18 protein-coding genes, 1 tRNA gene and 1 pseudogene are annotated in these 19,737 nt (G+C 61.5%); 15 read left to right on the top strand and 5 right to left on the bottom strand.

The features are described from left to right. The first annotated feature begins 150 nt into the window (after window positions 1–150). The 9 genes from AC1RME_RS15945 to AC1RME_RS15905 all read left to right on the top strand — a co-directional run bounded on the left by AC1RME_RS15945 (window position 151) and on the right by AC1RME_RS15905 (window position 8,048). Window positions 151–1,176 (top strand): NAD(P)H-dependent glycerol-3-phosphate dehydrogenase, encoded by a 1,026-nt coding sequence (locus AC1RME_RS15945; protein WP_096817996.1) that lies wholly within the window; start codon window positions 151–153, stop codon window positions 1,174–1,176. 32 nt (window positions 1,177–1,208) lie between these two features. After that, entirely contained in the window at window positions 1,209–1,556 is a 348-nt protein-coding gene (locus tag AC1RME_RS15940; RefSeq protein WP_096817994.1) for a DUF4389 domain-containing protein, read from the top strand. Beyond that, on the top strand, window positions 1,553–2,005 hold the full coding sequence (gene sixA / locus AC1RME_RS15935; protein ID WP_085710970.1) for a phosphohistidine phosphatase SixA: 453 nt from the start codon (window positions 1,553–1,555) through the stop codon (window positions 2,003–2,005). Before AC1RME_RS15940 ends, sixA begins: the two co-directional genes overlap by 4 nt. Before the next feature lie 82 nt (window positions 2,006–2,087). Further along, a complete protein-coding gene (locus tag AC1RME_RS15930; RefSeq protein ID WP_096817992.1) occupies window positions 2,088–3,743 on the top strand; it encodes an AMP-binding protein in 1,656 nt (551 codons plus the stop codon). A 31-nt stretch (window positions 3,744–3,774) separates the two neighbouring features. After that, the gene (locus tag AC1RME_RS15925; protein WP_007957810.1) at window positions 3,775–4,218 is read left to right on the top strand and encodes a hotdog fold thioesterase; all 444 of its coding nucleotides are present in this window, start codon (window positions 3,775–3,777) and stop codon (window positions 4,216–4,218) included. Between the two features lie 116 nt (window positions 4,219–4,334). After that, window positions 4,335–5,141, top strand: coding sequence for an alpha/beta fold hydrolase (locus AC1RME_RS15920; protein ID WP_096817990.1), 807 nt, complete (start codon window positions 4,335–4,337; stop codon window positions 5,139–5,141). After that, window positions 5,138–5,992 carry an alpha/beta hydrolase gene (locus tag AC1RME_RS15915; RefSeq protein WP_096817988.1) on the top strand — a complete coding sequence of 285 codons (855 nt, stop codon included), beginning with the start codon at window positions 5,138–5,140 and terminating at the stop codon, window positions 5,990–5,992. The genes AC1RME_RS15920 and AC1RME_RS15915 overlap by 4 nt, the downstream gene beginning before the upstream one ends. Window positions 5,993–6,119: 127 nt before the next feature. Further along, window positions 6,120–6,926 (top strand): DUF4892 domain-containing protein, encoded by an 807-nt coding sequence (locus tag AC1RME_RS15910; RefSeq protein WP_096817986.1) that lies wholly within the window; start codon window positions 6,120–6,122, stop codon window positions 6,924–6,926. A gap of 69 nt (window positions 6,927–6,995) precedes the next feature. Next, entirely contained in the window at window positions 6,996–8,048 is a 1,053-nt protein-coding gene (locus AC1RME_RS15905; protein WP_096817984.1) for an AI-2E family transporter, read from the top strand. A gap of 351 nt (window positions 8,049–8,399) precedes the next feature. Here the strand turns inward: AC1RME_RS15905 and xopAW are convergent, their stop codons facing one another. The 3 genes from xopAW to AC1RME_RS15890 form a co-directional block, all read right to left on the bottom strand. Then, window positions 8,400–9,257: a XopAW family type III secretion system calcium-binding effector gene (xopAW, locus tag AC1RME_RS15900; protein WP_249482744.1), complete on the bottom strand. Its 858-nt coding sequence runs from the start codon at window positions 9,255–9,257 to the stop codon at window positions 8,400–8,402. 110 nt (window positions 9,258–9,367) lie between these two features. Beyond that, window positions 9,368–10,417, bottom strand: coding sequence for a sensor histidine kinase (locus tag AC1RME_RS15895; RefSeq protein ID WP_096817981.1), 1,050 nt, complete (start codon window positions 10,415–10,417; stop codon window positions 9,368–9,370). Next, on the bottom strand, window positions 10,417–11,166 hold the full coding sequence (locus tag AC1RME_RS15890) for a response regulator (protein ID WP_085710962.1): 750 nt from the start codon (window positions 11,164–11,166) through the stop codon (window positions 10,417–10,419). The genes AC1RME_RS15895 and AC1RME_RS15890 overlap by 1 nt, the downstream gene beginning before the upstream one ends. Before the next feature lie 295 nt (window positions 11,167–11,461). Between AC1RME_RS15890 and pyrF the strand changes: the two genes are divergently transcribed. Further along, window positions 11,462–12,160: an orotidine-5'-phosphate decarboxylase gene (pyrF, locus tag AC1RME_RS15885; RefSeq protein ID WP_493072590.1), complete on the top strand. Its 699-nt coding sequence runs from the start codon at window positions 11,462–11,464 to the stop codon at window positions 12,158–12,160. Between the two features lie 52 nt (window positions 12,161–12,212). On the opposite strand, the gene AC1RME_RS15880 is transcribed toward pyrF, so the two are convergent. Continuing rightward, the gene (locus AC1RME_RS15880) at window positions 12,213–13,217 is read right to left on the bottom strand and encodes an NADP-dependent oxidoreductase (protein ID WP_096817979.1); all 1,005 of its coding nucleotides are present in this window, start codon (window positions 13,215–13,217) and stop codon (window positions 12,213–12,215) included. A gap of 225 nt (window positions 13,218–13,442) precedes the next feature. On the opposite strand from AC1RME_RS15880, the gene AC1RME_RS15875 reads away from it, so the two are divergent. From AC1RME_RS15875 to AC1RME_RS15860, 4 genes and pseudogenes are all read left to right on the top strand, one after another. Continuing rightward, complete coding sequence (locus AC1RME_RS15875) at window positions 13,443–14,204, top strand: SDR family oxidoreductase (RefSeq protein WP_260520574.1); 762 nt, start codon at window positions 13,443–13,445, stop codon at window positions 14,202–14,204. A 193-nt stretch (window positions 14,205–14,397) separates the two neighbouring features. After that, window positions 14,398–15,798, top strand: a complete 1,401-nt coding sequence (locus tag AC1RME_RS15870) for an aminotransferase-like domain-containing protein (protein WP_096817975.1) — start codon at window positions 14,398–14,400, stop codon at window positions 15,796–15,798. 108 nt (window positions 15,799–15,906) lie between these two features. Beyond that, window positions 15,907–16,959 (top strand): annotated as a pseudogene (locus tag AC1RME_RS15865) (HAMP domain-containing protein); the annotation flags it as partial. 27 nt (window positions 16,960–16,986) lie between these two features. After that, window positions 16,987–17,868 (top strand): methyl-accepting chemotaxis protein, encoded by an 882-nt coding sequence (locus tag AC1RME_RS15860; protein ID WP_371858316.1) that lies wholly within the window; start codon window positions 16,987–16,989, stop codon window positions 17,866–17,868. Between the two features lie 649 nt (window positions 17,869–18,517). Here the strand turns inward: AC1RME_RS15860 and AC1RME_RS15855 are convergent. Then, a complete protein-coding gene (locus tag AC1RME_RS15855; RefSeq protein WP_065261849.1) occupies window positions 18,518–19,276 on the bottom strand; it encodes a hypothetical protein in 759 nt (252 codons plus the stop codon). Between the two features lie 387 nt (window positions 19,277–19,663). On the opposite strand from AC1RME_RS15855, the gene AC1RME_RS15850 reads away from it, so the two are divergent. Then, window positions 19,664–19,736: transfer RNA gene (locus tag AC1RME_RS15850), tRNA-Glu, on the top strand. The last annotated feature ends 1 nt before the right edge of the window (window position 19,737 follow it).

Genomic DNA, 19,737 nt, shown 5'->3' with positions numbered 1-19,737 from the left:
CAGTGACTTTTCCAGTCACGTTGCGGGCATTTTCCTCGGTTTTATTGGTCTTCTTCCTACAAGTGCCGGTAATTGACGCCGGGGCTGTCCGAGAAGGGGCCGCTCCGTATAATGCCCGCATCGCCACTGGTATGGATTAACGGATTACATATGACTGAACAGCGCCCGATTGCGGTCCTGGGAGGCGGAAGTTTCGGTACCGCCGTGGCCAATCTGTTGGCCGAGAACGGCCATCAAGTCCGGCAGTGGATGCGTGACCCCGAACAGGCCGAGGCCATCCGGGTCAATCGCGAGAACCCGCGTTACCTCAAAGGCATCAAGATTCTGCCCGGCGTGACGGCGGTCACCGACCTGCAGGCAACCCTCGATGCCTGCGAATTGTGTTTCGTGGCGTTGCCGTCCAGCGCGCTGCGCACGGTATTGGCGGCTCATGCCGAGCGCCTGAGCGGCAAGATGCTGGTCAGCCTGACCAAAGGCATTGAAGCTCACACCTTCAAACTGATGAGCCAGATTCTCGAAGAGATCGCCCCGCAGGCGCGCATCGGCGTGCTGTCCGGGCCGAACCTGGCACGGGAAATCGCTGAACACGCGCTGACCGCCACGGTAGTCGCCAGCGAAGACGAAGAACTGTGCAAAGAAGTGCAGGCCGCGCTGCATGGCCGCACCTTTCGCGTCTACGCCAGTGCCGACCGTTTCGGCGTGGAACTGGGCGGCGCACTGAAAAACGTCTACGCGATCATCGCCGGCATGGCGGTGGCGCTGGAGATGGGCGAGAACACCAAGAGCATGTTGATCACTCGCGCCCTGGCCGAGATGACCCGGTTTGCGGTGAATCAGGGGGCTAACCCGATGACCTTCCTCGGTCTGGCCGGGGTCGGCGACCTGATCGTCACCTGCTCGTCGCCGAAAAGCCGCAACTATCAGGTCGGTTTCGCCCTCGGTCAGGGCTTGAGCCTCGACGAAGCGGTGTCGCGTCTCGGTGAAGTCGCTGAAGGGGTCAACACCCTGAAAGTGCTCAAGGCCAAGGCCCAGGAGGTCGGCGTGTACATGCCGCTGGTCGCCGGGCTCCACGCGATCCTGTTCGAAGGGCGCACGCTGGATCAGGTGATCGGCCTGTTGATGCGCGCCGAGCCGAAGACCGACGTCGACTTCATTTCCACCAGTGGTTTCAACTGATTGCTTTTTATTTCAGGGCAAGGGAGCTAGACATGAACGATCCGAAAACCGAAGCCAAGTACGAATCCATCCTGCTGCGGGTGTTGTGGATGATCGTTTACATCGTGGTCTGGCAGGTGGCGCAGTTCATCCTCGGCGCGGTGGTGCTGGTGCAGCTTGTGTATAGACTGATCTATGGCGCTCCAAGCGCCGGTCTGATGAATTTCGGCGACAGCCTGAGCCAGTTCCTGGCCCAGATCGGCCGGTTCGGCAGTTTCCACAGCGACCAGAAGCCCTGGCCGTTCGCCGACTGGCCGGCGCCGCGTACCCCGGAAGGTGAAGCGCCACACGTTGTTGCGCCAGCACCGCATCCGGCCCGGGATGAGGAACCCAAGCTATGAAACTCTGGGTATTGCGTCACGGTGAGGCCGAGCCCTATGGCTCGCGCCCCGATTCGGAGCGGGAACTGACCGCTCACGGTCGCAAGGAAGTGCTCAGCAGCGCCGCCCGGTTGATGGGCCAGCCACTGACGGCCATCTACGCCAGCCCGTACTTGCGGGCGCAGCAGACCGCGCAACTGGTGCGCGAGGCGTTGGGTTTCGAGCCGGAGATCCGCACGGTCGAATGGCTGACGCCAGAGGTCGATCCGGATCGTGTCGCCGAGCAACTGGTGTCGGTGAGCAATGTGCTGCTGGTCAGCCACAATCCGCTGGTCGGGCATCTGCTCAGCTACCTGCAACACGGCGCCGGCTATCCGCCGGAAAAGGTCAGCACCGCCGGGCTCGCCGAGCTCGAACACAGCGAGTTGTTGATCGGGTCGATGACGCTGAACAGCCTCAAGCATCCGTGAAATTTTTTGTATGAAATAGTCAACCAAGCACTTGCTTGGTTGGCTACGCTTGCTCCATCCCAAAAAGAAAGGAGCGAGTCGCATGTCTGCTGCTTTTCGATTGCCGCTGGACGTGTTCTACGAGCGCGAGGTCCGGCACCCGCGCCAACGCTTCCTGGTGCAGCCCATCGGCGGTGGGCAGGTCGAAACGCTGACCTGGGCCGACGTCGGCCATCAGGCCCGCTGTGCCGCGCACTGGCTGCGCTCCCGGGAGTTGCCCCAAGGCAGCCACATCGCGCTGATTTCGAAAAACTGTGCCCACTGGATCATCGCCGACCTGGCGATCTGGATGGCCGGACACGTTTCGGTGCCGCTCTATCCCAATCTCACTGCCGACTCGGTCAATCAGGTTCTCACCCATTCCGAAAGCGTGCTGGCGTTCATCGGCAAACTGGATGACTGGCCGGGGATGTCGACCGGTGTGCCGGTGGGTTTGCCGACCATCAGCCTGCCGCTGCACCCGCCAGGCACGTTCGATTTCAACTGGGACGACCTGCAACGCAGCTCACCGATCCAGGACGATCCGCGACCCGCCGCCGATCAACTGGCGACCATCATCTACACCTCCGGCACCACCGGCCTGCCCAAGGGTGTGATGCACAGTTTCGCCAATCTCGGTTTCGCCACCACCCGTGGCACGCAGTTGTTCGGCCTCAATGAAAACGATCGTCTGCTGTCCTATCTGCCGCTGTGTCATGTGGCCGAACGGATGTTCGTCGAACTGGCGTCGATCTATACCGGGCAGACGGTGTTCTTTGCCGAGAGCCTCGATACCTTTCTCACCGATCTGAAACGCGCGAGGCCCACGGCGATGTTCGGTGTGCCAAGAATCTGGACCAAACTCCAGATGGGCGTGTACGCGAAGATCCCCGCCAAACGCCTGGATTTCCTGCTCGGTTTGCCTTTCATCGGCAAGCGGGGCGGGCACAAAGTCCTTGCCGGGCTGGGGCTGGATGCCTTGCGTGTGGCCTTGTCCGGTGCCGCGCCGGTGCCGCAGGCCTTGCTCGACTGGTATCAGAAACTCGGGCTGGATGTGCTGGAGGTCTACGGCATGACCGAGAGCTGCGGCTATTCGCACATCTGCCTGCCGGGTCAGTACAAGCAGGGTTGGATCGGCCAGCCTTGCCCTGACGTCGAAGTGCGGATCGACGAAACTGGCGAAGTGCAGGTGCGCAGCCAGGCCAACATGCTCGGCTATTTCAAGGAACCGCAGAAAACCGCCGAGACGCTGACCGCCGACGGTTTCCTGCGTACCGGTGACAAGGGCGAGCAGGACGCCGAAGGCCGTTTGCGCCTGACCGGGCGGCTCAAGGAAATCTTCAAGACCAGCAAAGGCAAATACGTCGCCCCGGCCCCGATCGAAAACCGCCTCGCCGTGCATACGCGGATCGAGCAGGTCTGCGTGGTCGGCGATGGTTTGAGTGCACCGCTGGGGCTGTGTGTGCTTTCGGCCGCCGGCCACGAGGAAGCGCGACCGCAAATGCATTCGAGCCTGGAAAAGTTGCTGGAGGAGGTCAACGGTGCCCTCGACAAGCACGAGCGCCTGCGGCGTCTGGTGGTGGTCAAGGACAGCTGGGCGGTGGAAAACGGCTTTCTCACGCCGACCCTGAAGATCAAGCGCAACGTCATCGAAGACACCTACGGCGCACGCTTCGAAGAATGGAGCGAGCGCAGCGAGGCGGTGCTGTGGCAGGATTGAGTGACGATCAAAACAACAAAGGAAGCCTGCGATGACCTTGTGGCGCACCACTCCCAACATCGAGCAGTTGAACGCAATCCAGAAAAACACCATCGGCGAAGTGCTGGACATCCGTTTCGAGTCCTTCGACGAAGAGTCCCTGACCGCCAGCATGGTGATCGACCATCGCACCCACCAGCCTTATGGCCTGCTGCACGGCGGTGCGTCGGTGGTGCTGGCCGAAACCGTCGGCTCGATGGCCAGTTACCTGTGCATCGATGCCAGCAAGTTCTATTGCGTGGGCCTGGAGATCAACGCCAACCATCTGCGCGGCCTGCGCAGTGGACGGGTAACGGCGGTGGCCAAGCCGATTCACATCGGCCGCACGACCCACGTCTGGGACATCCGCCTGACCAGCGATGAAGGCAAGGCCAGTTGCGTGTCGCGGCTGACCATGGCGGTGGTGCCGCTGGGCGAACAGCCGCCGGCACGCTGACCGATCCGTCATAGCCCTGACCGGACTGTCATCATTCCTGGCAGTTACGGTCATTGCTGTGAAGCGCGGTCTTACGGACAATCAACGCCACGTTTACCGCCCATGGATTTGCCCGTATGTCGCAACCGATCTTCTTCGCCCACGCTAACGGTTTCCCTTCCGGTACCTACGGCAAGCTGTTCTCGGCGCTGGCGCCCGAGTTCCGGGTGACGCATCTGGAGCAGCATGCCCACGACCCGCGTTTTCCGGCAGGTGACAACTGGTACCACCTGGTCGACGAGCTGATTCATCACCTGCAACAACAGGATGAGCCGGTGTGGGGCGTTGGCCATTCCTTCGGCGGAATGCTGCATCTGCACGCCGCGCTGCGTTGCCCTGAACTGTATCGCGGGGTGGTGATGCTCGACTCGCCGGTGCTGACCCGCACCGATCGCTGGGTGATCCGCGCTGCCAAGCGCTTTGGCTTTATCGACAGACTAACCCCGGCCGGGCGTACGTTGGGACGACGCGAAGAGTTCGCCGATCTCGACAGTGCCCGCAGCTATTTTGCCGGCAAGACCCTGTTCCGCGGGTTCGATCCCGAGTGCTTCGACGCCTACCTGCAACACGGTCTGCACAAGGTTGGCGACAAATTGCGCCTGCGCTTCGATCCGGCCACCGAGATCAGTATTTATCGCGGTGTGCCGCACACCAGTCCCGGGCGTACCCGCCAGCTCCAGGTGCCGCTGGCAGTGGTGCGCGGGCACAAGAGCCGCGTGGTGATGAACCATCACACCCGCTTCGTCGGCCGTCTGCCTCAGGGCGAGTCGTTGACCGTGCCCGGCGGCCACATGTTTCCGCTCGAACGCCCGCAGGACACCGCGCAACTGCTGAAAAAACTGTTCACTCGCTGGGAAAACCGCCAGCACAAGGATTGCGCATGAGCCCGGCGGTCGAAGAGGTGCGCCTGAGCCTGCCGCATATCGAACTGGCGGCGCATCTTTTCGGCCCTGAAGACGGGTTGCCGGTGATTGCCCTGCATGGCTGGCTGGACAACGCCAACAGCTTCGCCCGTCTGGCGCCGAAACTGAAAGGCTTGCGCATCGTGGCGCTGGACATGGCCGGCCACGGTCACTCGGGACATCGTCCGGTTGGAGCGGGTTATGCGTTGTGGGATTACGCCCATGACGTGCTGCAAGTCGCCGAACAACTGGGCTGGCAGCGCTTCGGCCTGCTCGGGCATTCGCTGGGGGCGATTGTTTCGCTGGTGCTGGCAGGCTCGTTGCCGGAGCGCATCACCCACCTGGCGTTGATCGACGGGGTGATTCCTCCGACGGACAAAGGCGAAAACGCTGCCGAACGCATGGGCATGGCCCTGCAGGCGCAGCTCGATCTTCGGGAAAAACGCAAACCGGTCTACAACACCCTCGACCGGGCTATCGAAGCACGCATGAAAGGTCTGGTGGCGGTCAGTCGTGAAGCCGCCGAACTGCTGGCGCAACGAGGCCTGATGCCAGTGCCCGGCGGTTACACCTGGCGAAGCGACAATCGTCTGACCCTGCCATCGCCATTGCGTCTGACTCAGGAACAGGCGATGGCCTTCATCCAGCGCATCGCCTGTCCTACGCAATTGGTGGTGGCGGCCGACGGCATGCTGGCCAAACATCCCGAGCTGCTGGAGCGTCTACCCTTTAACCGGGAACAGCTGCCAGGCGGGCACCATCTGCACCTGAATGACGAGTCGGGTGCGGTTCTTGTCGCAGACTGTTTCAATCGGTTCTTCGCCATTCCTTGACTTGCCCCGGGCAACTGTCGAGGCTGGGCGGGTTGAAATGGGAGACAACCACAATGGATTTCTACACCGCTGCGAACCCGAATAGCCAGAAAGGCGCCCCGGCCATGCCGATCCGATGAGCCTGTCCATGCGATCTTTCAGTCTGCTGGCGCTGTGCTGTTTCAGTCCCGTGTTGCTCGCTGCCGACCTGCCGGGCAGTCAGGATCTGCCGATCGTGCCGCGTCTGGCCGATGCGCAGATCGTCGACTATCGCCCTCCCGTGGAACTGGAGCGGATTTACCCGATGGGCTCGATCCGCAAGATCAGCGGCCAGTTGCGTTTCGACGGCCAGGTCGGCGCCCGCGGGCAAACCACCTCGGTCACCTACGAGTTACCGCCCGAACATTCCGCCAATGAAGCGTTCACCGTCGCCCGTGAGGCCCTGCAAAAACAGGACGCCGAGCTGTTGTTCTGGTGTCAGGCCCGGGATTGTGGCGAAAGCAGCCTGTGGGCCAATGAAGTGTTCGGCAACGCCAAGCTGTACGGCGCCGACGAGCAGCAGGCCTATCTGCTGCTGAGGCTGGCGGCGCCTCGTGACAACACGCTGGTGGCGCTGTACAGCATCACTCGCGGCAATCGCAAAGCGTATCTGCACGTCGAACAGTTTGAAGCCGCCACGCCATTGGGTGATCTGCTGCCGACGTCTGCGACCCTGTTGCGACAGTTGAAAGACACCGGTGAGCTGAAGTTGCCGAAACTGACCGGCGATCCCGACGACACCTGGCTGCGTCTGCTGTCCCGTGGCCTGAACCTCGACACCACGTTGCGGGTCACGGTCTCCGGGCCCAAGGCCGAGGCCTGGCGTCAGGCGTTGATCGTCCAGGGTGTGCGTGCGGCACGCATGGAGACCGCTAATGTCGAAGGTACCGGCCTGCGCATCGATCTGTTGCGATAAGGTGTCTCTGGCGGGCACGTTTGGCGTGTTCGCCTACTCTTTGCCTGACTGACTTTTTCGAGATTTCACATGCCCAATAATGATCGTCTGCTGGTGCAGATCCTGTTGCTGGTGTTGTTCGGCGCCAGTTTCTGGGTGATGGCGCCGTTCTGGTCGGCGCTGTTCTGGGGCGCGGTGCTGGCGTTCGCCAGTTGGCCGCTGATGCGCCTGCTGACCCGTTGGCTCGGCGGCCGCGAATCTCTGGCGGCAAGTATCCTGACCCTGGGCTGGATGGTGCTGGTGGCGGCACCGCTGGTATGGCTGGGGTTCAACCTGGCCGATCACGTGCGCGATGCCACGGTGTTCATCAAGGATGTGCAGGTCGATGGTCTGCCGGAAGCGCCGGCCTGGCTCGGCACGATTCCGCTGGTAGGGGAGCGGCTGGTCGGGTTCTGGAACAGTGTCGATCAGCAGGGCGCGGCGCTGATGGTGTCGATCAAGCCTTACCTGGGACAGGTCGGCAACTGGCTGCTGGCGCGCAGTGCGCAGATCGGCGGCGGGATTCTCGAGCTGACCCTGAGCATTGTCTTCGTGTTCTTTTTCTACCGTGACGGGCCGCGGCTGGCGGCGTTCGTGCACAGTCTGCTGGAGCGCTTGATCGGTGATCGCGCCGGGTACTACATCGAGTTGGTGGCCGGCACCGTGCAGCGGGTGGTGAACGGGGTGATCGGTACGGCGGCGGCGCAGGCCATTCTGGCGCTGATCGGCTTCCTGATTGCCGGGGTGCCGGGGGCTCTGGTGCTGGGGATCGTGACGTTCCTGCTCAGTCTGATTCCGATGGGGCCGCCGCTGGTGTGGATTCCGGCCACGGCGTGGTTGGCCTGGAAGGGTGAGTACGGGATGGCGGTGTTTCTCGGGATCTGGGGGACGTTCATCATCAGCGGCGTGGACAACGTGCTCAAGCCGTATCTGATCAGCCGTGGCGGGAATCTGCCGCTGGTGATTGTGTTGCTCGGGGTGTTTGGCGGGTTGATTGCGTTTGGGTTTATCGGGTTGTTTATCGGGCCTACGCTTTTGGCGGTTGCTTATAGTTTGTTGACGGATTGGAGCAAGAGTCAGGGGCGGGTTGAGGATCGGCGTTGACGGTGGGCCTTGGCGACCTTTGGGCCGGCCAGGCTCTGGGTTGTTTTGGGTGAATATCCGTTTCTTCGGTAACGGCGGCTTATGGTTTCGCCTTTACGGCGACTCACTTTTTTACAAGCGCCTAAAAAAGTAAGCAAAAAACGCTCGCCCCGGCGTTCGGCCCTCGCAGGCTCGGGTTCCTTCGCTCCGGTGTCCCTCCGGGGGCATCGACTTCGTCGATGAGTTCGGCTTCGCCGCACGGCACTACGTGCCAATCCCCGGATGAACACCTCCACTCAGCCTTCCGAAGGGGCGGGTGGATCAAGATCAAAAGCGTTGTCGAGCTAACGCTCATCCTGTTTTTGGATTACCTCACGTCGCCACATTCAAATACTTGCCCACCGACGCCGCACTATCGAGCGAATACTGCTTGCTCAGATTGGCAATCATCCGGTTCAACGCTTCAGTCGTGGTTTGAGTAGTACTGGCAGTCTGTTCATCGCTCGGACGCTGGTGTCCCGCCTGCAACGCGGCCTTCAATTCATCACTGCTTACGCCACCGCTGCTGTCGCTATCCAGCACCTTGAGCAACGCCGCGCTGGTGTCGCTGCTGTTCGATGAGGTGCTGTCGCTGGCCTGCAACGCGCTGCTCAATTCGGTCGCCGTCACATTTCCATCACCGTCCGCATCAAGCTGGCTGAACAGTTCGTCACTGGAAACCCGGGGTGGTGGCGGTGGTGGCGGGGTGAGGCTGGCGGTGAGTTCGTCCTGGCTGACGATGCCGTCCTTGTTCTTGTCCAGGGCGGAGAAGATTTTGCTGCTGTCGGCGGTGCTGCCGGCGCTGGTCAGGCCGCTGCTCAGTTCGTCGCCGCTGATGGCGCCGTCACCATCGGTGTCCAGGGCTTTGATCAGGGCGTCGGCCAGGTCGGTGTTGGGGGCCTGGTCGTGGTCGGGTGGCGGTGGTGGCGCCATGGCGGCCATTTCGTCGGCGCTGAGGCTGCCGCTGCTGTCGCTGTCCAGGTCGCCGAATTGTTTGCTCAGGTTGACCAGCAAACCGTCGTTGGATTTTTGCGACAGGGCGCTGTTCAGTTCGTCCTGATCCACCGCGCCGTCGCCGTTGCTGTCGAGTTTGGCGAACAGTTCTTTTTGCAGTTGCTGGCTACGGGCGTTTTGCGTGGTGGTGCTGCTGGTGCTGGTGTAGCTCGTGTAGTTGCTCACGCTACCGATCATCGGGCTCTCTCCTTGGGCTGGAAAACCGGTTTGTGTACCGGCTTATGCAGCCTCAAGGCGGGAGGTGTCGTGGGTATGTGGATTTTGTACCGGGCGGTACACAGTCGGCTTCAGTGGCGGGGCAGGCGGATCACGGCGGTGAGGCCGCCGCCGGGGGTTTCTTCGAGGTTGAGTTGTCCGCCCTGGCGTTGCGCGGCTTCCCGGGCGATGGTCATACCCAGGCCGACGCCGCCGGAGTTGCGGTTGCGCGAGCCTTCCAGGCGGAAGAACGGTTCGAACACCGCTTCACGCTTGTCCGCAGCGATGCCCGGGCCGTGGTCGATGACGCGGATCAGCAGTTGCTCGCGCTGATCCTGCAGTTCGATGTGTGCTTGCCCGGCGTAACGCAAGGCGTTGTCCATCAGGTTGTTGATGCAGGAACGCAAGGCCATCGGCTGCACCTGCAAGGGCGCGCAGTGGCCGCTGACCTGCACGTCGGCGCCCTGGTCCTGGGCGTTCTCGCACAGGGACTCGACCAGCGCCTGCACGTCCATCAGTTGCAGCGCTTCGCTGGTGCGTTGTTCGTGCAGGTAGGTGAGGGTGGCGTCGAGCATGCCGATCATGTCGTTGAGGTCCTGACGCATCTGGCCCTGAAGTTTGTCGTCGTCGATCTTTTCCAGGCGCAGTTTCAGCCGCGACAGCGGTGTGCGCAGGTCGTGGGAGACGGCGCCAAGCATGCGGGCACGCTGTTGTACCTGTTCACGAATCCGCTGCTGCATCAGGTTGAAAGTGTGCGCCGCCTGGCGTGCTTCGCGGGGGCCGGATTCGTCCAGCGGCGGGCTGTCGAGGTTTTCACTGAGGCGTTCGGCAGCGTCGCTCAGACGCTGGATCGGGCGGCTCAGCAGCTTGGCGCCGTACCACGCAGCGATCATCAATGAGATGAACTGAAAGGTCAGCGGCACCAGCGGCCCGCCGAACCACGGGCGTGGGGGGCGCCGTGGGAAGCGCGGATCTGGCGGTGGCCGTTGGCCGTCGATCCCTTCGGAAAACTCCGGTGGTGGAGGCGGCGGTGGCGGGCCGTAATGGTGGAACCAAGCGAAAGCCAACAGGTGCGCCAGGACGATCGCCACGAACAGCACGCCAAACAGGCGACCGAACAGCGTGTCGAAGCGCGCCCGCATCAGCCGATGTCCCGTGCGTCGAACAGGTAACCCTCACCGCGTACGGTTTTGATCAACTGTGGGGCTTTCGGGTCGTCGCCGAGTTTTTGCCGCAGGCGCGAGACCAGCAGGTCGATGCTGCGGTCGAACGCTTCGATCGAGCGGCCACGGGCGGCGTCCAGCAACTGTTCGCGGCTGAGCACACGGCGCGGACGTTCAATGAACACCCAGAGCAAGCGGAATTCGGCGTTGGACAGCGGCACGACCAGGCCATCGTCGGCGATCAACTGGCGCAGGACGCTGTTCAGGCGCCAGTTGTCGAAGCGAATGTTCGCACGCTGTTCGGTGCGGTCGTCGCGCACCCGGCGAAGAATCGTCTGGATCCGCGCCACCAGTTCCCGAGGTTCGAACGGCTTGGCCATGTAGTCATCGGCACCCAGTTCCAGGCCGATGATGCGGTCGGTGGGTTCGCAACGGGCGGTGAGCATCAGGATCGGGATGTCCGATTCGGCGCGCAGCCAGCGGCACAGCGACAGACCGTCTTCGCCGGGCAGCATCAGGTCGAGCACCACCACGTCGAAATGTTCGGCCTGCATCGCCTGGCGCATGGCCGCGCCATCGGTGACACCGCTGGCGTGAATGTTGAAGCGGGCCAGGTAGTCGATCATCAGTTCGCGGATCGGCACGTCATCGTCGACGATCAGGGCCCGGATGCTCCAGCGCTTGTCGTCTTTCTGCTCTTCATTCACGGAGACTTGGGAGTTGTGCATGAGGCTGTTCATCTGCCAGTAGGCCGCCAACCACAAAGATAGGCTGCGAGGTTGTGGTTTCAGCATAGGCGTCCGGCCGTGAGGCGGGAAGGGCTGCTGTAAGGACATGTTGCGGCTGGCGAGGCTAGCGCGGACGCATGTTGTCGGCGTGTCGGTTGTGTATCGGCTTCGACACAATACCCTGCAAGGCTATGCTGATCACGTCCGGCGCGACGATTTACCGATCATCGGGTGCCGCGCCGCCGCCGGTTCCGCTACAATGCGCGCCGATTTCGACTTGCCTGAGAGCCCATCCATGTCCGCCTGCCAGACTCCTATCATCGTCGCCCTGGATTTCCCCACCCGTGACGCCGCACTGAAGCTGGCCGACCAGTTGGACCCGAAACTGTGCCGGGTCAAAGTGGGCAAGGAACTGTTCACCAGTTGCGCCTCGGAAATCGTCGGCACCCTGCGTGACAAGGGTTTTGAAGTATTCCTCGACCTGAAATTCCACGACATTCCCAACACCACGGCGATGGCGGTCAAGGCCGCTGCCGAGATGGGCGTGTGGATGGTCAACGTTCACTGCTCCGGTGGCCTGCGCATGATGGCGGCCTGCCGTGAAGAGCTGGACAAGCGCAGCGGCCCGCAACCGTTGCTGATCGGCGTGACCGTGCTGACCAGCATGGAGCGCGAGGATCTGGCGGGTATCGGTCTGGACATCGAACCGCAGGAGCAGGTGCTGCGCCTGGCTGCACTGGCCGAGAAGGCCGGGATGGACGGTCTGGTGTGCTCGGCGCTGGAAGCCACGGCGCTGAAAACCGCGCACCCGTCGCTGCAACTGGTGACGCCGGGGATTCGTCCGGCCGGCAGCGCCCAGGACGACCAGCGTCGCATCCTGACCCCGCGTCAGGCGCTGGATGCCGGTTCCGACTATCTGGTGATCGGCCGTCCGATCAGCCAGGCGGCGGATCCGGCCAAGGCACTGGCCTTGGTGGTCGCCGAACTGGCCTGATCGAACAGCTGAAGATGCAATGAAGGGAGCCCGATGGCTCCCTTCATTGTTTTCAGACCTTCAACACCAGCTTGCCGAAGTTCTCGCCGCTGAACAGTTTGCCCAGGGTCTCCGGGAATGTTTCCAGGCCTTCGACGATGTCTTCCTTGCTCTTGAGCTGCCCCTTGGCCATCCAGCCGGCCATTTCCTGGGCGGCACTGGCGTACTGCGCGGCGTAATCCATCACCACGAAGCCTTCCATCCGCGCGCGGTTGACCAGCAGCGACAGGTAGTTGGCCGGGCCTTTGACCGCTTCCTTGTTGTTGTACTGGCTGATGGCGCCGCAGATCACTACGCGCGCCTTGACGTTCAGACGGCTCAGCACGGCGTCGAGGATGTCGCCGCCGACGTTGTCGAAATACACGTCCACGCCTTTCGGGCATTCGCGCTTAAGGCCGGCCAACACGTCTTCGCTCTTGTAGTCGATGGCACCGTCAAAGCCCAGTTCGTCGATCAGGAACTTGCATTTGTCGGCACCGCCAGCGATGCCGACCACCCGGCAACCTTTGATCTTGGCGATCTGCCCGGCAATGCTGCCGACCGCACCCGCTGCACCGGACAACACCACGGTGTCGCCGGCCTTCGGTGCGCCGACATCGAGCAGGGCGAAGTAGGCGGTCATGCCGGTCATGCCCAATGCAGACAGGTAAACCGGCAGCGGTGCCAGTTTCGGATCGACCTTGTAGAAACCTCTTGGCTCGCCAAGGAAATAATCCTGCACGCCAATGGCACCGTTGACGTAGTCGCCGACCGCAAACCCCGGGTTGTTCGACGCGATGACTTTGCCTACACCCAGCGCTCGCATGACTTCACCGATACCTACCGGCGGGATGTAGGACTTGCCCTCGTTCATCCAGCCGCGCATGGCCGGGTCGAGGGACAGGTATTCGTTCTTGACCAGGATCTGTCCCGCCGTCGGTTCACCCACCGGTACTTGCTGATACGTGAAGGTCTCGCGGGTGGCGGCGCCCACCGGGCGTTTGGCGAGCAGGAACTGACGATTGGTCTGGTTAGTCATGACAGGCACTCAACGGGATGAAGCCTTGTTGATAGACCCTCCTTGGTGATGCCGCAAGGTTGGCTGACGAGGCGAATGCAGGTCGATCAAACAGGGTGATAGTGGCTGTCACCGTTTTATCACTGCGATTCATGGGCGGTTAAACGGCCTTCTGATAGTGCTGCCGCTGTCGGGGTGGCTGTGGCTATGCTGCCCTCATCAATCCCCGCATTCGAGGACATAACAATGAGCATGACGTTTTCCGGTCAGGTCGCCGTCGTCACGGGCGCCGCCAACGGTATCGGCCGCGCGACCGCCCAGGCGTTCGCCGCTGAAGGTCTGAAAGTGGTGGTGGCCGACCTGGATGCCGCCGGGGGCGAGGGGACGGTGGCGCTGATTCGTACCGCCGGCGGTGAAGCGACTTTCGTGCGGTGCAACGTTACCGTCGAAAGTGATGTGAAAAATCTGATGGACGAGGTGATCAAGACCTACGGGCGACTCGACTATGCCTTCAACAACGCCGGGATCGAAATCGAGAAAGGCAAACTGGCCGAAGGTTCGATGGATGAATTCGACGCAATCATGGGCGTCAACGTCAAAGGCGTCTGGCTGTGCATGAAGTACCAGTTGCCGTTGCTGCTGGCCCAGGGTGGCGGGGCGATCGTCAATACCGCATCGGTGGCCGGCCTGGGCGCCGCGCCGAAGATGAGCATCTACGCCGCCTCCAAGCACGCAGTGATCGGCCTGACCAAGTCGGCCGCCATCGAATACGCCAAGAAGAAAATCCGCGTCAATGCCGTTTGCCCGGCGGTGATCGACACCGACATGTTCCGTCGCGCCTATGAGGCCGACCCGAAAAAAGGCGAATTCGCCAACGCCATGCACCCGGTGGGTCGCATCGGCAAGGTCGAGGAAATTGCCAGCGCCGTGCTGTACCTGTGCAGCGATGGTGCAGCGTTCACCACCGGCCATTCGCTGGCCGTGGACGGTGGCGTGACCGCGTTCTGAAACGCGTCCATTGATGCAGGAAAAGACCCGCCCGCCGGCGGGTTTTTTTTCGTCTGCCGTCAGTTACATGTCGTTGATAAACAATGTGTATCAAATAGTTAGAACGGTGGCTTTTGACGGCGTTGTCGCACAGCCTGACCGGCGCGGCTGTGATTTACTGCCGCGGGCAAAACGGACAGGAGTTTGGGTACTCATGGAATTGAGAATTGACCGACAGGCAATGGTGCCGGTTGTGCAGCAGATTGTTGATGGATTGATCGAATGGGTCGTGCAGGGAGAGGTGCCGCCAGCCACGCGCCTGCCTTCCGTGCGACAAATCGCGCGGTTGAACCTGCTCAGCCAGTCGAGCGTCATGGAAGCTTGCGAGCGTCTGGTGGCGCAGGGTGTCCTGGCCTCGCGGCAAGGCTCGGGGTTCATGGTCGCGGCCACATTGCCGAAGTGTTGCAAGGCCTTCGACAGTCCTGCGTTCGAGGGTGAGCGTCACGGCTGTGATACGGATCCGGAATGGCAAAGAGGGCTGAAACTGGGCGACGGCGTTTTGCCGCAGAGCTGGCGAGAGCCCGATGATCTCAGCTACGCGATCCGTCAGGTGGCTCGCACCGACATGACCAGCCTGTTCAACTACAACACGCCCCTCGGGCTCCCCGCGCTGCGCGAGCAAATCGTCAAACGACTCGGGTTGCTCGATATCAAGGCTGACGACGAACGGGTGCTGACCACTGCCGGCGCCAGCCACGGGCTGGATCTGATCGTGCGTACCCTGTTCCGGGCCGGTGACTGTGTGGTGGTGGAAACACCGGGTTATGCGCCGCTGTTCGACCTCCTGCGGCTGCACGGTGTGCGCATGCTGGAGGTTCGCCGTACGCCTGGCGGGCCGGACCTTGAGGCGCTTGAGGCGTTGTTGCAGCAGTTCCGGCCGGCGGCGCTGTTCATCAACAGTCATCACCACAACCCCACGGGGAGCTGTCTGGCGCCGGCCGTGGCGCGGGGTATTCTGCAATTGAGCAAAACCTACGACCTGCGGTTGATCGAAGACGACGTCTACGCCGATCTGCACAATGGCAGCGGCACGCGTCTGGCGGCACTGGATGAAGACGGGCGGGTGATTTACGTCGGCAGTTTTTCCAAGACGCTGAGCAGCTCGTTACGGGCAGGTTTCGTAATGGCCAGTGTTGAGGTGATCGAGCAACTGGCGCGGGTCAAAATGATCAGTTGCATGGGCACTTCAAGGTTCAGCGAGGCGGTTCTGGCGGCGCTGCTGGCCAGTGGCGCCTATCGAAAACTGGTGCAGCGCCAGCGTCAGCGGCTCAATACCGATCGGGCAGCAGCCTTGCAGGCGCTGGAGGATGCCGATTGGGAAGTGTTCGGCAAACCCACTGGCGGGCTGTTCATCTGGGCCCGTTCGCCGCTGGCGAATGACGAGCACCTGCGCAGGCAGGCCTTGCGTCATGGTGTGCAACTGTCCTGCGCGACATCATTCAGCCCCAGTGGCGAAGCCAGTGACTGGCAGAGGATCAATGTGGCCTACGCTTGTGATCCGAGGGCGCGGCAGTTCTTTCGCAGTACAGCCGTGGATCGACCTCAAGTGTTCTGAAAACGACGCACACCTAGCTTTTTGCCATTATTCCGACGCCAGAGTCTTGTGCTGGTTCATGGCCGTTGCGACTCTTCGGCAACAGACTTTGGCAGGGGACTACGCGCAATGATTTCGGCCGTGCAAGGACGTTTTGCCAACCTCGGTATGGCGAAAAAACTGGGTATCGGGTTTGTGCTGGTTTTGCTCTTGACCGCGCTGGTGGCGGCCATCGGCGTCTGGTCCCTGCAAACCATCAGTCAGCGCTTCGACGGGCTCAAGCAGATGTCCTCGCTCAACAGCGGCCTGCTCAAGGTGCGTCTGCTGGAACAGGACTACGCCTTGCACGGCAATCCGAAAACCGCCGATGCCTTGCACGAGGGCGTGGATGGTCTGATCGCCATGGCCGATCAGCTCAAGGCTCTGTCGCCGGGCAATGAGTCGGTCATGAACGACGTCCAGCAGTCGCTGGGCGCTTACCGCAAGGCGTTCGATGAGTTCGTTTCGTTGACCCAGGCCAAGGACCTGGCGCTGGAAATGGCCAGTTGGTCGGTGTCCAGCGTCGCCAACAACCTCGACGTCCTGCAGGCCGGGCTTGCCGATGATGGCGCCTATACGCTGAAAGACAGCGAGGGCAAGGATGGGGCCCAGTTCATTGAGCAGGCCAGTCAGGTCAGCCAGGTCTCGCGCCTGATGTTGCAGGCCATGAACGAAGCGCGGGTGCGGCTGGATCAGAGTCGCAAGGGCGACGACAGCGCCAAGGGCAACATCGAACAGGCCGCGCAGGCCCAGACGCAAGCCGAACAACTGAAATCCACGGTCAAGGACGAAGGTTATCTGACGGTTCTCAATGAAGTGTCAGGACACATCGCTGGTTTCAATGACAAGCTCGCCGAGTACACCGGGCTTCTGGCTCAGGAAAAAACCGTCTATGAGCAACTGCATCAGCGTGCTGCCCAGGTAGTGGAACGGGTCGATCAGGCCTATGTCGCCCAGGACGTCGCGATGCAGGGTGAGTTGAAGAAGAACTCGGTGCTGATTATCGGCTCGTCGGCGCTGGCGCTGCTGGTCGGTCTGATTGCGGCGTGGGTGATCACCCGCTTGATCGTCGCCCCGTTGCGCAGTGTGATGCATGTCGCGCAGCGGATCGCCGCCGGTGACTTGAGTGCAACGGTAGAGGTGACCCGTCGTGACGAAATCGGCCAGTTGATGCAGTCCATGCAGCAGATGGGCGCGGGCCTCAGCACCATCGTCAGCGGGTTGCAGGCGGGTATTGAACAGTTGGCCAGTTCCGCGCAATCGCTGTCGGCGGTGACCGAGCAGACCAACCTTGAGGTCAGCAGCCAGAAAGAGGAAACCGAGCAGGTCGCTACGGCCATGAACCAGATGACCGCCACCGTTCACGATGTGGCGCGCAATGCCGAAGAAGCGGCGCTCGCCGCACAGACTGCCGACGACAAGGTCGAGAGTGGCCAGCAGGTGGTGCGCCAGAGCATGGCGCGGATCGAGCAACTGGCGGATTCGGCGACGTCGGCCAGTTCGAGCATCGAAAGCCTGAGCGCAGAAATCCAGAACATCGGCACGGTGCTCGGAGTGATCAAGAGTGTTGCCGAACAGACCAACTTGCTGGCGCTCAACGCCGCGATCGAAGCGGCGCGGGCGGGCGAGCAGGGTAGGGGGTTTGCGGTGGTTGCAGACGAGGTTCGGGCGCTGGCTCGACGCACCCAGCAGTCGACCGAGGAGATCGAGCGGCTGGTCAGTGCCTTGCGCTCGGCGGCGCATTCGTCGGTGCAGCAGATTCAGAGCAGTGGCGAGCTGGTGAAGCTGGCGGTGAGTGATGCGTTGCAGACGGAAAGTGCGCTGGGGAGTATTGCGGCGGCGGTTTCGTTGATTCAGCAGATGAACCAGCAGATTGCGGCGGCGGCCGAGGAGCAGAGTTCGGTGGCCGAGGAGATCAATCGCAGTGTGACCAGTATTCGGGCGAGTGCGGATCAGTCTTCGATTGCGATGCGCGGGAATGCGGCTTCGAGTGTTGAGCTGGCGCAGTTGGGGAGTGAGCTCAAGGGGATGGTGGGGCACTTTCGGCTTTGATTTGGATTTGACCTTGGCGGCCTTTGGGCCGACCAGGTTGCTGGTTGTTTGGTGTGAATATCCGTTTCTTTGGGTGCTGCCGCTGGCGGTTTCGCCCTTACGGCGAGTCCCTTTTTCAAACGCCAAAAAGGAACCAAAAGGCTGGGCCCCGGCGTTCGGCCCCTCGCTGAGGCTCGGTGTTCCTTCGTTCCGGGATTCATCCGGGGGCATCGCCTACGGTTTGCTTCGCTGCACCTCCTCTCGATGTGTTCGACTTCGTCGAACGGCGCTACGCGCCCACCCCCGGATGAATCCCTCCACTCAGCCTGCCGAAGGGGCCGGCACGTCAAAAGCGGTACTCGAGCTAACGCTCATCGTGTTGAGTGGTGGGAAGCAAAAGCCAAAGCCAAAGCAGAAGCAAGAGTAAAAGCAGAAGAAGCAGAAGAAGCAGAAGAAGCAGAAGAAGCAAAAGGTGTAGCAGCAGGAGTCGAGTTGCATGCGTTTCAAAACCCGAGTTCGACTCGGTATTTCACGTCGGCGTATCTCTCCCAATCATCTCGGTCAGTCCCCTCTCCCTCCGGGAGAGGGTTAGGGTGAGGGCGCTTTGGATTTTGATCTTTGCCGCGCCCAATAAAAAAGCCACCTCTCGGTGGCTTCTCTCTGACTGCACTCAGTCGTAAATCACTTTCTTCTTCCAGTCCGCATCAGCCTCGACATCCTTGAGGCCTGCAGTCAGTTGGTTTTCTTCGCCTTCGACCGGGGCAATCTTGTCCATGACCTGGGCGTTGGCGCGGGCCAGGAGTTTTTCCAGGTATTGGAGTTGTTCGGCGTAGATCTGCGGGTCCTGCTGTTTGCGCAGGTATTGCACGCCGCGTTCGAACGCGAGGCGGGCCTGGCCTGGCTGGTTTTGTTGCAGGGCGTGCTGGCCGAGGTTGTTGAAGAACTCGATGTGCAGCAGCACCAGGATATGGCGTACTTCGCGAATCCAGTGCTTGGCTTCGTTTGGTGGCAGGAAACCGTCCTGGGCGGCGCGGGTGATCTGGCCGTGGAGGGCTTCAAGAAGGAAGCGGACGTCCTTGGCCTTGGCTTCGGTCTGGATCGGGGCCGGCGGGTTGTTGACCGGGATCGATTCGCCCTGGGCGACGAGGGCGCTCAGTTCGGTGATGCGGGCCTTGGTGGTGGCGCTGGTCTTTTCCAGGTTCAGCAGGCGCTGGCAGACGTTCAGTTCCAGGCGGGTCATCAACAGCTTGAGGGCCGGGGTCATGAACTGGCCGGGGAAGGTTTCGGTCAGTTCGCCACAACGGCGCAGGCGGTCGTTGAGTTCGACCTTGGTGCGGGCCTTCTCCAGTTTGGTGTTTTCCACCACATGGTTCATGTAGCCAATGGCGATCAAGATTGCAATCCCGGCTATGACTAGCAGGGTGATCATGAGTGGTGTCACCGGTAAGACCTCTTTATAGGGTTCGCGTGCGAGTGTAGTGGCTTGGCATATAGGAGCCTAGCGCCGCTCGACGGGTTGGATCGACTAAGCTCAATCTGTATCGGCCGCAGGGCTGCTTATATAAATGCTGGCCCTTGGGGTGCAGATTGCCATCACCTTTGCCGTGGACTATAGCGCCTTGGCGAGTGGCGGAATATAGGCGTCAATCGTCGGGCGACGGAAAAGTCCGAATCGGCTCGTAAAGCAGGGCGAAGTCATTGATTTAAATAAATTTATATCAGGGGGTTGACGACCTTCCAATCCATCCATAGAATGCGCGCCACTTGCAGCGTAAAGCACACAGCGATACGAAGCAGGGAGTGAATGTTGTAGTGTGTCCCCTTCGTCTAGTGGCCTAGGACACCGCCCTTTCACGGCGGTAACAGGGGTTCGAGTCCCCTAGGGGACGC

It is taken from the genome of Pseudomonas sp. GW822-FHT03F08 (genome assembly GCF_058801265.1).
Note: the sequence above shows the minus strand (reverse complement) of the source record. Positions and strands in the feature narration are given on the sequence as shown.

Coding starts and splice junctions, on each gene's coding strand:
- AC1RME_RS15945 (WP_096817996.1), top strand. CDS start 151: ATGACTGAACAGCGCCCGATTGCGGTCCTGGGAGGCGGAAGTTTCGGT.
- AC1RME_RS15940 (WP_096817994.1), top strand. CDS start 1,209: ATGAACGATCCGAAAACCGAAGCCAAGTACGAATCCATCCTGCTGCGG.
- sixA (WP_085710970.1), top strand. CDS start 1,553: ATGAAACTCTGGGTATTGCGTCACGGTGAGGCCGAGCCCTATGGCTCG.
- AC1RME_RS15930 (WP_096817992.1), top strand. CDS start 2,088: ATGTCTGCTGCTTTTCGATTGCCGCTGGACGTGTTCTACGAGCGCGAG.
- AC1RME_RS15925 (WP_007957810.1), top strand. CDS start 3,775: ATGACCTTGTGGCGCACCACTCCCAACATCGAGCAGTTGAACGCAATC.
- AC1RME_RS15920 (WP_096817990.1), top strand. CDS start 4,335: ATGTCGCAACCGATCTTCTTCGCCCACGCTAACGGTTTCCCTTCCGGT.
- AC1RME_RS15915 (WP_096817988.1), top strand. CDS start 5,138: ATGAGCCCGGCGGTCGAAGAGGTGCGCCTGAGCCTGCCGCATATCGAA.
- AC1RME_RS15910 (WP_096817986.1), top strand. CDS start 6,120: ATGCGATCTTTCAGTCTGCTGGCGCTGTGCTGTTTCAGTCCCGTGTTG.
- AC1RME_RS15905 (WP_096817984.1), top strand. CDS start 6,996: ATGCCCAATAATGATCGTCTGCTGGTGCAGATCCTGTTGCTGGTGTTG.
- xopAW (WP_249482744.1), bottom strand. CDS start 9,257: ATGATCGGTAGCGTGAGCAACTACACGAGCTACACCAGCACCAGCAGC.
- AC1RME_RS15895 (WP_096817981.1), bottom strand. CDS start 10,417: ATGCGGGCGCGCTTCGACACGCTGTTCGGTCGCCTGTTTGGCGTGCTG.
- AC1RME_RS15890 (WP_085710962.1), bottom strand. CDS start 11,166: ATGCACAACTCCCAAGTCTCCGTGAATGAAGAGCAGAAAGACGACAAG.
- pyrF (WP_493072590.1), top strand. CDS start 11,462: ATGTCCGCCTGCCAGACTCCTATCATCGTCGCCCTGGATTTCCCCACC.
- AC1RME_RS15880 (WP_096817979.1), bottom strand. CDS start 13,217: ATGACTAACCAGACCAATCGTCAGTTCCTGCTCGCCAAACGCCCGGTG.
- AC1RME_RS15875 (WP_260520574.1), top strand. CDS start 13,443: ATGAGCATGACGTTTTCCGGTCAGGTCGCCGTCGTCACGGGCGCCGCC.
- AC1RME_RS15870 (WP_096817975.1), top strand. CDS start 14,398: ATGGAATTGAGAATTGACCGACAGGCAATGGTGCCGGTTGTGCAGCAG.
- AC1RME_RS15860 (WP_371858316.1), top strand. CDS start 16,987: ATGCAGTCCATGCAGCAGATGGGCGCGGGCCTCAGCACCATCGTCAGC.
- AC1RME_RS15855 (WP_065261849.1), bottom strand. CDS start 19,276: ATGATCACCCTGCTAGTCATAGCCGGGATTGCAATCTTGATCGCCATT.